Genomic DNA, 12055 nt, shown 5'->3' with positions numbered 1-12055 from the left:
TCAGACCGACTCCTGGCCGCGCAACTGACCGTCACCGACCACGATGTACTTCTCGCAGGTCAGCCCTTCGAGGCCCACCGGGCCGCGGGCGTGCAGCTTATCAGTAGAAATGCCAATCTCGGCACCCAATCCGTATTCGAAGCCATCGGCGAAGCACGTCGGGGTGTTGATCATGACCGAAGACGAATCGACTTCAGCCACGAAACGCCGGGTGTCGGCCAGATTTTCGCTGACGATCGAATCGGTGTGATGGGAACCGTACTTGTTAATGTGCTCGATGGCCTGATCCAGCCCGTCGACTACACAGATCGAAAGGATCGGGGCCAGGTATTCGGTGTGCCAGTCTTCTTCAGTGGCCGCAACGGCCTCGATAATCGCCCGGGTGCGCTCGCAACCGCGCAGTTCGACGCCTTTCTCGCGGAACTGAGCAGCCATCGATGGCAGGAACTCCTTGGCGACCGCTTGATCGACCAACAGCGTTTCCATGGCGCCGCAGATGCCATAACGGTAAGTCTTGGCGTTAAACGCAATGCGCTGGGCTTTCGGCAGATCGGCGTGAGCACTGACGTAGACGTGACAGATGCCGTCCAGGTGCTTGATCACGGGCACACGGGCATCGCGACTGACCCGTTCGATCAGGCCACGGCCACCACGGGGCACGATGACATCAACGTATTCCGGCATGGTGATCAGCGCGCCGACGGCCGCACGGTCGGTGGTTTCGACCACTTGCACCACGGCGGCCGGCAGACCGGCCTCGGCCAGACCGCGCTGAATGCAGGCGGCAATGGCGCGGTTGGAATGAATCGCCTCGGAGCCGCCACGCAGGATGGTCGCATTGCCGGACTTCAGGCACAGGCTGGCGGCATCGATGGTCACGTTCGGCCGTGATTCGTAGATGATCCCGATCACGCCCAATGGCACACGCATCTTGCCAACCTGGATGCCAGACGGGCGATAACTCATGTCGCGGATCGCACCCACCGGGTCCGGCAGTGCCGCGACCTGACGCAAACCGACGATCATGCCGTCGATGCGCGCCGGTGTCAGCGCCAGACGTTCCAGCAGGGCCGGCTCAAGACCACTGGCGCGGCCTGCGGCCAAATCCTGTTCATTGGCTGCGGTCAGCTCGGCGCGGGAGGCGTCCAGAGCATTGGCAGCCGCCTGCAATGCGCGGTTTTTCTGCGCGGCGCTGGCACGGCCGATCACGCGGGAAGCTTCGCGGGCGGCGCGACCCAAACGGGTCATGTAGTCAAGAACGGACTCAGTCATGGTCTGCAATGGTCTTTGCTAAGGTCTTGGTAAAGAGTAAAGCGGCAGATTATAGCTGTCGCGTCCCGGGACTAACAGCGGTGACGGGCGGATGGTCGAAATGGAGCGCAATTTGCCGACGTTCAGCCGTGATTAAGCTGCATATTGTTATCATCACGACTCAATCAGCCCTGATAAACGCTGTTCATCATGACCAACCTGACTGTTAATGCGTCCGACACACGCACGCCCAAGGGGCTGCCGGATGCATTTTTCGACCGCGACGCCCAAACGCTGGCCCGGGATTTATTGGGTAAAATTATCCGCCATCGGGTCGGCGACCTGTGGCTCAGTGCCCGAATCATCGAGACCGAAGCCTATTACTGCGAAGAAAAAGGCAGCCACGCCTCCCTGGGCTACACAGAAAAGCGTAAGGCTTTGTTTCTGGATGGCGGCCACATCTATATGTATTACGCCCGCGGCGGCGATTCCCTGAACTTCAGCGCTCAGGGCCCCGGTAATGCAGTGCTGATCAAATCCGCCTATCCATGGGTCGATGAACTGAGCGGGCCGGCGAGCCTGGCGCAGATGCTATTGAACAATCCCGATGCTCATGGCCGCCCTCGCCCCTCGCAAAAGCTGTGTGCCGGGCAGACGCTGCTTTGCAAGGCGCTGGGGCTGAAAGTGCCAGTCTGGGACGCCAAACGCTTCGACCATGGGGTGCTGCTGGTGGAAGATGTCGGGCCGGCGCCCGGCCACATCATTCAGACCACCCGCCTGGGCATTCCCGACGGGCGCGACGAACATTTGATGTACCGCTTTGTTGATGCGGCTTACGCACTTTACTGCACGCGCAACCCGCTGCGCCGGGGACAAGTCGAGGGTCGCGATTATTTTTTGTTGTCCTGACAGCTGCTGAATCTTGATGCAAAGGAGTTCCTTGTGGGAGCGGGCTTGCCCGCGATAGAGCCATACCGGTCGACATCGATGCTGACTGTCCCGGCGCCATCGCGGGCAAGCCCGCTCCCACAGGAATTTTGCCGTTGTTTAAATAGTGTTCGCCCACCAAGGGCCAATTGAATCAGATGGAGTTGTTTTTATGGGCCCATGGCTCGATAGCGTGACCAGTTGGCTGACGGTCAATCCTCAGTGGCTGGCCGCGGCATTGTTCATAGTGGCTTGTGTGGAATGCCTGGCGATTGCCGGGCTGATCGTGCCTGGCACAGTGTTGCTGTTTGCCGTGGCGGTACTGGCTGGCAGTGGCGCGTTGTCATTGGGTGAAACGCTGCTGCTGGGTTTCCTCGGCGGTGTGCTGGGCGACATCGTTTCGTACTTTTTAGGGCGACACTTCCATCAGAACATCCGTCGCCTGCCGGGGTTGCGCCATCATCCGGAATGGATGGCCGGGGCCGAGGCTTATTTCCAGCGTTATGGCATCGCCAGCCTGCTGGTCGGACGCTTTATCGGCCCGTTGCGGCCAATGCTACCGATGGTTGCCGGGATGTTCGACATGCCGTTCCCGCGCTTCGCCGTCGTCAGCCTGTTGGCTGCCGCGGGCTGGAGCCTCGCCTATCTCCTGCCGGGCTGGGCCACCGGGGCGGCGATCCGCTTGCCATTGCCGGAAGGTTTCTGGCCTGAAGCCGGGATTGTCGCCGGCAGCATTGCGGTAATGGTCGGCCTGAGCGCAAACAGCAGCCTGCGCCGCCATCGCCGGGCGACCATCTGGATCAGCAGCATGAGCCTGTTGATCCTGATCGGTCTGTTCATCGGCTACCCGCACCTGACCGCCCTCGATCAGGGATTGATGACCCTGATACAGGAACACCGCAGCCCGGTGCTCGATGAAGTGGCCGTGGTGTTCACGCTGATTGGTGAATTCCGCAACATGTTTATGCTCAGCGCGCTGCTGACTGTCTTGCTGTTGCTGACACGACAATGGCGGCACGCGATCTTCGCTGGCAGCACCCTCCTGTTCACCGCGCTGGGCAACACCGCGAGCAAGCATTTCTTCGCCCGTGTGCGCCCGGAAGTGCTGAGTGATCCGCTGACCAGCTACAGCATGCCCAGCGGCCATGCCTCGGGCTCTTTCGCGCTGTTCTTGACGCTCGCGGTGCTGGCGGGGCGCGGACAACCGCCGCGCATGCGCCTGACCTGGTTATTGGTGGGCTGCTTGCCGGCGCTGACGATTGCCCTGTCACGGGTGTACCTGGGCGCGCACTGGCCGACCGATGTACTGGCCGGCGCAATGCTGGCGGCGTGCGTGTGTGCGGTGAGTCTTTGGCTGACTCAACGCCAGACTTCGCTCAACGCCATGCCACCGAAAATCTGGTGGCTGGTGCTGCCGTCATTGGTGGCGTTGTTCGGTTTCTTTGTGCTGAGGCACATGCCGCATGCGATGTTGCGGTATGCGTATTAAACTTACCCTTAACAAAACAGATGCCATCAGCCGCCCGGAGCTGACGGCGTACTTTTACGCCCTCTCCTCACCCGGCTTACCCACAATTTTTATCACAAAATTAACGGGCTCATTATTGTACGCATCATGCTTTGTGTTGTTAGGATTTACATCCTTAAAATGCAGATCCCCCTTGTCACCAGCAAGATACAATGGCCGACCATTAAGCTCACTCACCAGCTGAATATAAACAGGGCCGTTGCCGAGATCATCAAAAACCGCCCTTTCTACCCCATATTTGCAAATTGAAAACTCAGAACCTTGCGAACCATTACTCACGTACAAATGATGTGTTTCGGGATTAACTTTTAAACTATTCCCGCCATAAACACCCCGTAAAACTGCCACAATTTCATATTTGTCGGCCTTGGGAACAAACTTCAACAACAAGGGTTTGTCATCCTCATGATCGGCCAGCGTCAAAGTACTTGCACTGTCATTACTTGCCAACGCCACCTCTACATCCAGACGCTCGCGCCTGGTCATTCGTGGGTCGAGCTGCCGCACCTTCAGACGTTGCTGGTTAAGCACCACCGGTATCCCTTTGACGTAAAGATTAGCGGTAAATGCGTTGCTTTGATTTTCCAGAGACATGAGTCACCCCAAAGTGTTTTTCACTCAATTCTTATTTTTTAGCAACAGACACAACATGCAGATCTGTTGCCGAACGCTTAATAACAAATGTATTAAATTGCCGCCGGGGCGTCTGAAACCTCGGCAGCAGCGCCAGAGACGGAAAGCTTTACGCGTTTGCGCTTACGTCGCTCGACCACCATCGCATCGGCATAGTAACCAGCGGCGTCAATAATGTTGGCCGTATTAGGATCGATATTCGCGTGCTTTAGAATGTAACGCGCTGAGATATCATCCCAAAACGCCCACTCATCTTCATAAATTGTCATAGCTGCGTCCTTACCGTTAAAAGTTTATTCGCCTCATGCGAACAACCTCAAACTACTAAGTGAGCACAGCCAAGACAATAGTGGCGAACCAGACAACTTAATACAAAGTACAACTAAGCAAACAACTCTCCCTGCAACTCATCCAGCAACGCCTGAATCGCATCCAGCCGCTGCTGCGGATCATCAAGTTGCAGCAGGTCTATCTTGTCCACCTCAGCAAACGGCAACAGGTAGGCCAACTGGTTGGCCAGCGACTGTTGCCCCGCCGCTTCAGTGCCCATGCTCAGCGCTTCGACCATCGGGTGTTCCGCCAAGGCCTTGAGCAGCGCGACCAGGTCGGCGTCTTCATCCTGTAGCGGTTGCTCGGGTTCATCTTTGAGCCACTCGACTTCGGCGACGATCAACTGGTCGCGCTGCACCTCGGTGCGCACAACATGGAAGCGCCGCCCGCCCTTCACCCGAATGCCCAACAGGCCGTTGTCCTGCTGGTGAAAATCGGTGATCAGTGCTTCGCACCCCACCCGCGCGTAGCCTTCGGGAGCGATGCCGACTTCTTCGCCCTCCAGAATGCACACCACGCCGAAGCCGCCGCCCAGCTTCATGCAGCGGCCGATCATGTCCAGGTAGCGCGCCTCGAAAATCTGCAAATCGAGGTTGCAGCCGGGAAACAGCACCGTGTTCAGCGGAAAAAGCGGCAAGCTCATAGACATTTCCTTACACCACCATCGACACCGCCAACGGCAGGAACACCGCCGTGGCCACGCCCATCAGACTCATCGCCAGCGCCGCGAAGGCGCCGCACTCTTCACTTTCCTGCAAGGCCACCGAAGTGCCGACCGCATGGGCGGTCATGCCCAGAGCCATACCGCGGGCCTCCGGGCTGTGGACACCGAGACGGGTCAAAAGACTCGGTCCGAAGATCGCTCCGATCACCCCGGTAATCAATACGAACACCGCCGCCAGCGCCGCGACGCCACCGATTTGCTCCGCCACCAGCATGGCAATCGGCGAGGTGACCGACTTGGGTGCCATGGTCATCAGGATCATGTGTTCGGCGCCGAACCACCAGCCCAGCAGCACTCCCATGCCCGTGGCGACCACACCACCTATCACCAGCGTAGTAAATATCGGCCAGAACAACTGCCGGATCCGCCGCAGGTTGAGGTACAGCGGTACCGCCAGCGCAACGGTGGCCGGCCCGAGCAAGATGCTGAGTATCTCGGTGCTCTTGCGGTATTCGGCGTAACTCAGGCCGCAACCGACCAGTACAGCGATAACCAGCAACATGGAAACCAGTACCGGTTGCAGAAAAACCCAGCGGGTTTTCTCGAACGCTGCCAGCACCAACTGATACGCCCCCAGCGTAATACCAATACCGAACAATGGATGATGAATCACCGACGCCCAGGCGCCGTGCCAATCGAAAATCATTGGCCGTCCTCGTGATGAGCATGACGCTTGACCATCCGCTGCATCAGCACACCGGCGAAGGCCATCGACAACAGCAGCGACAGTACCAGCGCACCGGTGATCGCCCAGAAATCCGCGGCAATGTCGGCGGCGTACACCATCACGCCCACGGCCGGCGGCACCAGCAGCAACGGCAGATAACGCAACAGGCTACTGGCCGCGAGGTTCAGGGGCTCGCCAACTTGACCGCGAACAATCAGATACCCCAGCAGCAGCAACAGGCCAATGATTGGCCCCGGCAGCACCGGCAAAAACAAATGGTTGAGGGCGGTGCCGAGCAATTGAAAAAGCACCAGCCAGGTCAGGCCACGTAACAACATCCATCATCTCCCGCGCGTGCTCCCCACAAATAAGGGGCCCGACATTATAAGCACGCCAACGCTATGAATCGGCATTCGCCAAAAGCATGAATAGTTGACCGGAGCCATTTGCCATGTTGATCTAAAGTGGTTCGCAGGGAAGTCAAATCCCCCACTCGAAAAACTATAAAACCGATGAACCCAAGGAGAGTCTCAATGCCCTATGTTCCAGTTGCAGAGCTCAAAGATTATGTCGGCAAGGAACTCGGACGTTCCCAATGGCTCACCATCGACCAGGAACGTATCAACCTGTTCGCAGAAGCCACAGGCGATTATCAGTTCATCCATGTCGACCCGGTCAAAGCCGCGCAAACACCTTTCGGCAGCACCATCGCCCATGGTTTCCTGTCGTTGTCGCTGATCCCCAAACTGATGGAAGACATCCTCATCCTGCCCGAAGGCGCGAAGATGGTGGTGAACTACGGTCTGGACAGCGTGCGTTTCATCCAGCCTGTGAAGGTCAACTCCAGGGTGCGACTCAAGGTCGACATGAACGACGTCACCGAGAAGAAACCCGGTCAATGGCTGCTCAAGGCCACCGCCACGCTTGAAATCGAAGGGTCGGACAAACCGGCGTACATCGCCGAGCCACTGTCCCTCTGCTTCGTGTAAAGCATCCCGGATGCGAAGCAGCTCACGCTGTTTCGCGCCGTGTCTCTGCCGTGTCTCTATAAATGCGACACATAGCTGCGGCATACTCCGTCGCCTAATTGCCCGGATCCCGCTATGCGCTCACTTGCACTCCTTGCTTTGACCCTATTGCTCACCGCTTGCGGCGATGGCGAATCGCTGTTGCCCCCCGATGCCCGCCTGCCGGATGGTGGACGCTATCGCGGTGATCTGGTCAACGGCTTGCTGCAAGGCGAGGGTCGCATCGATTACCCGAACGGCAGCTGGTACGCCGGCCAGTTCGACAAAGGCCAATGGCATGGTCAGGGCGAATGGCATGGCAGCAACGGCGAGGTCTATCGCGGGCAATTCCAGCAAGGGTTATTCGACGGCCAAGGCACCCTGACCACCACGGGCAGCAGCTATACCGGCGGTTTCAAGGCGGGTCGACGCGACGGTGAAGGCACTCTCAAAGAAAACGCCATGACTTACCGCGGCGAATTCAAGGCCGATCAATACTCAGGGCTCGGTCGCCTGGAACTCGAAGACGGCAGCCAGTACCAAGGGCAATTCGCCCACGGCAAACCCAATGGCGAAGGCCAGCGCAGCGATGCCAGCGGAAACCAGTTCACCGGGCATTTCGCCGACGGCCAGTTGGAAGGCAATGGCACCTTCAACAGCGCCGATGGCGATATCTATGTCGGCGGTTTCAAGAACAATCAACTGCACGGCAAGGGCCGCTACGAGAACGCCGATGGCGATGTCTGGCTCGGTCACTTCAAGGAAGGCGTGCTCAGCGGCAAGGGCGAGTTGATCGGCGCCGACGGCAGTCACTACATCGGTCAGTTCAGCGACTGGCGCTTCACCGGTCAGGGTCGCTTGAACCTGGCCGATGGCAGCTTCTATATCGGCCAGTTCGACGGCGACAACTATCAGGGCCAAGGCACGCTGGTGCTGACCGATGGCACGGTGCAGAGCGGCACCTGGATCAATAGTCAGCGCGTGCGCGACGCCGACAGCAAGCTGCTGCCCGACCCTCTCGAACTCGGCTTGCTGGCCCAGGGTCGCTTGCTCGACGATGCACTGGCCAACGTGCCAGCCTCGACCCCGGCGGTCGAACTGTACACCTTGACCCTGGGCGGCGATGGCAAGCAGAGCGTGTTCCTGCGCGAGTCCGACTACGTCGCCAACATGCTCGCCAGCCGTTTCGGCGCCTTCGGCCAGATCCGCCTGGTCAACCATCGCGATCACCTCGGCGACCGGCCGATGGCCACCCGGGAAAACCTGCGCCGCGCCGCCCAGACCCTGGCTGAGCGCAGTGGTCCGGAAGACTTGCTGTTCATTTATCTGACCAGCCACGGCACCAGCGAACACCAACTGGTGCTCGACCAGCCACGCATGGAACTGGCCGACCTGCCGGTCGACGAACTGGCCGCCGTCCTCGCGCCCCTGAAGAAGCGCGACAAAATCATTGTGATTTCGTCTTGCTATTCCGGCGGCTTCATCCCCGCCCTCAAGGACGAACGCACCCTGATCATGACCGCCTCGCGCGCCGATCGAGTGTCCTTTGGGTGTTCGGAAGAAGCTAACTTCACTTATTTCGGCGACGCGCTGTTCGCCCAGGCGCTGAACCAGACCGACGATCTGGAGCAAGCCTTCAAACTGGCCAGCGCCACTGTGGCCGAGCGTGAAATGGCCGACAGCTTCGAAGCTTCCGAGCCGCAAATCTGGGCGCCGAAAACCGTTCTCAGCCACTGGCAGCTGTTGCGCAAACAACAGGCACGAAAGGCACTGCAAAGTGTCTCTATCAGCAAGGATGAAAAGAGCAACTAAGCTGAACAGTATCAAGAGGGAATGACTATGTACTTGACGCCTCAGCATGTATTGCTTGCCGGAGCTACCGGGTTAACCGGTGAACATTTGCTTGACCGTCTACTCAACGAGCCAACGATTACACGGGTATTAGCCCCCTCACGCCGGCCATTGGCCGAGCATCCTCACCTGGAAAACCCGGTCGGCGACCCGGCGGTGTTTTTGCCGCAATTGAACGGTCGCGTCGACATTGCCTACTGCTGCCTCGGCACCACGATCAAACAGGCCGGCTCCGAGCAAGCGTTTCGCGCAGTGGACCTGGACATGGTGGTGGCATTCGCCAAACGTGCGCGGGAGATGGGCGCACGGCACTTGATCGTGATCAGCGCCTTGGGAGCCGATCGGCGATCCTCGATTTTCTACAACCGGGTTAAAGGCGAGATGGAACACGCATTGCGCGCACAGAATTGGCCGCAGCTGACCATTTGCCGGCCTTCGCTGTTGTTGGGTGATCGTGTCGAGACGCGACTGGGTGAGAAGGTCGCCGGCCCGTTGTCGCGATTGCTTCCGGGCAAGTACCACGGCATCGAAGCCTGCCAGTTGGCCCGCGCCATGTGGCGCCTGGCCCTGGAAGAGCAGGATGGCGTGCGGATTGTCGAGTCGGATGAGTTGCGCAAGTTAGGCAAGTAATTTCACCTGTGGCGAGGGGGCTTGCCGCCGTTGGGTCGCGCAGCGCCCCCCCTGTTTCTTCAATTGCACCGCGTCGCCTGGATTTGCGACTGCTTCGCAGCCGGACGGGGCGATGCGGCGTTCCGACAAGCCCCCTCGCCACAGGGGTCGCAGGTTACATTCCGCCAGTCGCTTGAAAACTTACGCCAATCACCGTCAACAACGACAGCGGCAACAGCAACGTGTCGAGCAAGGCGCTGGCCGGCAGGTCAACACCCGGATAACTCGGCGCTTCTGCACCGAATCTGTCCATGGCGCAGCACCCGCCATTCAGCGCATACAAATCCAGACGCGTCCCCGAATACACCACCGGCGCCCCAGGCTTGGCAGCATCGAGGGTGCGCGCCGTGGCGCAGCCCACCAGTTGTAAAGCCAGCAGGATGACCAGCAGCTTATTCATCGCTGCTCAAATGGTGTTCGCCCCAACGCGGCAGCATGTCTTGCGGAATGTTCAGCAGATTGAGAATCCGCGCCACGACGAAGTCGATCAAGTCGTCAATGGTCTGCGGTTGGTGATAGAAGCCCGGTGAGGCCGGCAGAATGGTCACGCCCATGTTCGACAGCTTGAGCATGTTCTCCAGATGAATGCTCGAATACGGCGCCTCGCGGGGCACCAGAATCAGCTGGCGGCGCTCCTTCAAGGTCACGTCGGCAGCCCGTTCGATCAAGTTGTTGCAGGCCCCGGTCGCGATAGCCGACAAAGTCCCGGTGGAACACGGCACCACCACCATCGCCGCTGGCGAGCCGGAGCCCGACGCCACCGGCGACATCCAGTCTTCCTTGCCGTACACCCGAATCTGCCCGGCGGCGGCGCCGGTGTACTCGGTGAGGAAGGCTTGCATCATCTGCGGCTTGGACGGCAGCGTGACATCGGTCTCGGTGGCCATCACCAGTTGCGCGGCCTTGGAAATCAGGAAGTGCACCTCGCGGTCTTCACGCACCAGGCAGTCGAGCAGGCGCAAGCCGTACTGGGCGCCCGAAGCGCCGGTCATCGCCAGCGTGATGCGTTCCGGGCCGTTGTTCATTGCAGCGCCTCGGCCAGTTTGCCGTGCAGGCCGCCGAAGCCGCCATTGCTCATGATCACCACGTGAGTGCCAGGCTGAGCCTGGCTCTTCACGCGTTCGATGATGCCTTCCAGCGAATCGCTGACAATCGACGGCACGGTGCACAACGCGGCGGTGGCGCCCAGGTCCCAACCGAGGTTGGCCGGCGAATACCAGATCACCTGATCGGCATCGACCACACTCTCCGGCAAGCCATCGCGGTGAGCGCCAAGTTTCATGGAATTGGAGCGCGGCTCGATGATCGCAATCAACGGCGCATCGCCAATGCGCTTGCGCAGACCGTCGAGGGTGGTGGCGATGGCGGTCGGGTGGTGAGCGAAGTCGTCGTAAATGGTGATGCCACGGACTTCCGCGACCTTTTCCATCCGGCGCTTCACGCTTTTGAACGCGCTCAGTGCCGCAATGCCCATCGACGGTACTACGCCGACGTGACGCGCAGCGGCCAAGGTGGCCAAGGCGTTGGCGACGTTATGCTGACCGGTCATGTCCCACTCGACCACGCCTTGAACGGCGCCTTCGAACATCACTTCGAATTTCGAACCGTCTTCACTGAGCAGTTTGACTTGCCACTGACCGCCGGCACCGGTGGTTTGCACCGGGGTCCAGCAGCCCATTTCGATGACGCGCAGCAATGCAGGTTCAGTGGTCGGATGGATCACCAGGCCTTCGCTCGGAATAGTCCGCACCAAATGGTGGAATTGTCGCTCGATGGCTGGCAGATCGGGGAAGATGTCGGCGTGATCGAACTCCAGATTATTCAGGATCGCCGTGCGTGGGCGGTAGTGAACGAACTTGGAGCGCTTGTCGAAGAACGCACTGTCGTATTCGTCGGCTTCGATCACGAAGAACGGCGTATCACCCAGACGCGCAGACACCGAGAAATTCTGCGGCACACCGCCGATCAGGAAACCCGGGCTCATGCCCGCATGCTCCAGCACCCAGGCGAGCATGCTGCTGGTAGTGGTTTTGCCGTGAGTGCCGGCCACCGCCAGCACCCAGCGGCCTTGCAATACGTGATCGGCCAGCCATTGCGGGCCGGAGACGTACGGCAGGCCTTTGTTCAGCACATATTCGACGGCCGGGTTGCCGCGGGACATGGCATTGCCGATCACCACCAGGTCCGGGGCCGGATCGAGCTGCGCCGGGTCGTAACCTTGGGTCAACTCAATGCCCTGGGCTTGCAGCTGAGTGCTCATCGGCGGATAGACGTTGGCATCGGAGCCCGTCACGTGATGGCCCAGCTCTTTGGCCAGAACCGCCATCGAACCCATGAAAGTGCCGCAAATACCAAGAATATGAATGTGCATAGTCGACCTCGTAAAACATGGCCGCAGGTTAGCGTAGGGAGGGGAAAATCGCACCTTGTGTTTCGCCAATACTGACGCCATCGCGGGCAAGCCCGCT

General features: G+C 59.4%; 14 protein-coding genes. 5 read left to right on the top strand and 9 right to left on the bottom strand.

The genetic code is table 11. The annotated features are described in order from the left end of the window. Entirely contained in the window at positions 1-1272 is a 1272-nt protein-coding gene (locus PSH65_RS03775) for a glutamate-5-semialdehyde dehydrogenase (protein WP_305424983.1), read from the bottom strand. A gap of 189 nt (positions 1273-1461) precedes the next feature. On the opposite strand from PSH65_RS03775, the gene PSH65_RS03770 reads away from it, so the two are divergent. Both PSH65_RS03770 and PSH65_RS03765 read left to right on the top strand, forming a co-directional pair. Further along, the gene (locus PSH65_RS03770) at positions 1462-2160 is read left to right on the top strand and encodes a DNA-3-methyladenine glycosylase (protein ID WP_305424981.1); all 699 of its coding nucleotides are present in this window, start codon (positions 1462-1464) and stop codon (positions 2158-2160) included. A 190-nt stretch (positions 2161-2350) separates the two neighbouring features. Beyond that, a complete protein-coding gene (locus PSH65_RS03765) occupies positions 2351-3667 on the top strand; it encodes a bifunctional DedA family/phosphatase PAP2 family protein (RefSeq protein WP_305424980.1) in 1317 nt (438 codons plus the stop codon). Between the two features lie 54 nt (positions 3668-3721). Here PSH65_RS03765 and PSH65_RS03760 read toward each other — a convergent pair whose 3' ends face one another. The 5 genes from PSH65_RS03760 to PSH65_RS03740 form a co-directional block, all read right to left on the bottom strand. Further along, on the bottom strand, positions 3722-4300 hold the full coding sequence (locus tag PSH65_RS03760) for a hypothetical protein (RefSeq protein ID WP_305424978.1): 579 nt from the start codon (positions 4298-4300) through the stop codon (positions 3722-3724). A gap of 92 nt (positions 4301-4392) precedes the next feature. Further along, complete coding sequence (locus PSH65_RS03755) at positions 4393-4608, bottom strand: hypothetical protein (RefSeq protein ID WP_305424977.1); 216 nt, start codon at positions 4606-4608, stop codon at positions 4393-4395. 113 nt (positions 4609-4721) lie between these two features. Beyond that, a complete protein-coding gene (locus PSH65_RS03750) occupies positions 4722-5312 on the bottom strand; it encodes an LON peptidase substrate-binding domain-containing protein (RefSeq protein ID WP_305424976.1) in 591 nt (196 codons plus the stop codon). 10 nt (positions 5313-5322) lie between these two features. Further along, positions 5323-6039: an LrgB family protein gene (locus PSH65_RS03745; RefSeq protein WP_008009037.1), complete on the bottom strand. Its 717-nt coding sequence runs from the start codon at positions 6037-6039 to the stop codon at positions 5323-5325. Then, complete coding sequence (locus PSH65_RS03740) at positions 6036-6398, bottom strand: CidA/LrgA family protein (RefSeq protein WP_305424974.1); 363 nt, start codon at positions 6396-6398, stop codon at positions 6036-6038. The genes PSH65_RS03745 and PSH65_RS03740 overlap by 4 nt, the downstream gene beginning before the upstream one ends. A 195-nt stretch (positions 6399-6593) precedes the next feature. On the opposite strand from PSH65_RS03740, the gene PSH65_RS03735 reads away from it, so the two are divergent. The 3 genes from PSH65_RS03735 to PSH65_RS03725 all read left to right on the top strand — a co-directional run bounded on the left by PSH65_RS03735 (position 6594) and on the right by PSH65_RS03725 (position 9548). Beyond that, positions 6594-7049: a MaoC family dehydratase gene (locus tag PSH65_RS03735; RefSeq protein WP_007937463.1), complete on the top strand. Its 456-nt coding sequence runs from the start codon at positions 6594-6596 to the stop codon at positions 7047-7049. Positions 7050-7163: 114 nt separating this feature from the next. Continuing rightward, positions 7164-8879, top strand: coding sequence for a C13 family peptidase (locus PSH65_RS03730; RefSeq protein ID WP_305424973.1), 1716 nt, complete (start codon positions 7164-7166; stop codon positions 8877-8879). A gap of 27 nt (positions 8880-8906) precedes the next feature. Next, entirely contained in the window at positions 8907-9548 is a 642-nt protein-coding gene (locus tag PSH65_RS03725; RefSeq protein ID WP_305424972.1) for an oxidoreductase, read from the top strand. Between the two features lie 154 nt (positions 9549-9702). Here PSH65_RS03725 and PSH65_RS03720 read toward each other — a convergent pair whose 3' ends face one another. Genes PSH65_RS03720 through mpl form a run of 3 tightly spaced genes read right to left on the bottom strand, consistent with a single transcriptional unit; the run spans position 9703 to position 11958 of the window. Continuing rightward, a complete protein-coding gene (locus PSH65_RS03720; protein ID WP_305424971.1) occupies positions 9703-9987 on the bottom strand; it encodes a YceK/YidQ family lipoprotein in 285 nt (94 codons plus the stop codon). Further along, positions 9980-10612 (bottom strand): flavin prenyltransferase UbiX, encoded by a 633-nt coding sequence (gene ubiX, locus PSH65_RS03715; protein WP_305424970.1) that lies wholly within the window; start codon positions 10610-10612, stop codon positions 9980-9982. Before ubiX ends, PSH65_RS03720 begins: the two co-directional genes overlap by 8 nt. Beyond that, positions 10609-11958, bottom strand: a complete 1350-nt coding sequence (gene mpl / locus PSH65_RS03710; protein WP_008009026.1) for a UDP-N-acetylmuramate:L-alanyl-gamma-D-glutamyl-meso-diaminopimelate ligase — start codon at positions 11956-11958, stop codon at positions 10609-10611. Before mpl ends, ubiX begins: the two co-directional genes overlap by 4 nt. Positions 11959-12055 lie beyond the last annotated feature (97 nt).

The organism is Pseudomonas sp. FP603 (genome assembly GCF_030687415.1).
Classification (GTDB): domain Bacteria; phylum Pseudomonadota; class Gammaproteobacteria; order Pseudomonadales; family Pseudomonadaceae; genus Aquipseudomonas; species Aquipseudomonas wuhanensis.
This window is presented reverse-complemented; position numbering and strand designations above follow the sequence as displayed.

Coding starts and splice junctions, on each gene's coding strand:
- PSH65_RS03775 (WP_305424983.1), bottom strand. CDS start 1,272: ATGACTGAGTCCGTTCTTGACTACATGACCCGTTTGGGTCGCGCCGCC.
- PSH65_RS03770 (WP_305424981.1), top strand. CDS start 1,462: ATGACCAACCTGACTGTTAATGCGTCCGACACACGCACGCCCAAGGGG.
- PSH65_RS03765 (WP_305424980.1), top strand. CDS start 2,351: ATGGGCCCATGGCTCGATAGCGTGACCAGTTGGCTGACGGTCAATCCT.
- PSH65_RS03760 (WP_305424978.1), bottom strand. CDS start 4,300: ATGTCTCTGGAAAATCAAAGCAACGCATTTACCGCTAATCTTTACGTC.
- PSH65_RS03755 (WP_305424977.1), bottom strand. CDS start 4,608: ATGACAATTTATGAAGATGAGTGGGCGTTTTGGGATGATATCTCAGCG.
- PSH65_RS03750 (WP_305424976.1), bottom strand. CDS start 5,312: ATGAGCTTGCCGCTTTTTCCGCTGAACACGGTGCTGTTTCCCGGCTGC.
- PSH65_RS03745 (WP_008009037.1), bottom strand. CDS start 6,039: ATGATTTTCGATTGGCACGGCGCCTGGGCGTCGGTGATTCATCATCCA.
- PSH65_RS03740 (WP_305424974.1), bottom strand. CDS start 6,398: ATGTTGTTACGTGGCCTGACCTGGCTGGTGCTTTTTCAATTGCTCGGC.
- PSH65_RS03735 (WP_007937463.1), top strand. CDS start 6,594: ATGCCCTATGTTCCAGTTGCAGAGCTCAAAGATTATGTCGGCAAGGAA.
- PSH65_RS03730 (WP_305424973.1), top strand. CDS start 7,164: ATGCGCTCACTTGCACTCCTTGCTTTGACCCTATTGCTCACCGCTTGC.
- PSH65_RS03725 (WP_305424972.1), top strand. CDS start 8,907: ATGTACTTGACGCCTCAGCATGTATTGCTTGCCGGAGCTACCGGGTTA.
- PSH65_RS03720 (WP_305424971.1), bottom strand. CDS start 9,987: ATGAATAAGCTGCTGGTCATCCTGCTGGCTTTACAACTGGTGGGCTGC.
- ubiX (WP_305424970.1), bottom strand. CDS start 10,612: ATGAACAACGGCCCGGAACGCATCACGCTGGCGATGACCGGCGCTTCG.
- mpl (WP_008009026.1), bottom strand. CDS start 11,958: ATGCACATTCATATTCTTGGTATTTGCGGCACTTTCATGGGTTCGATG.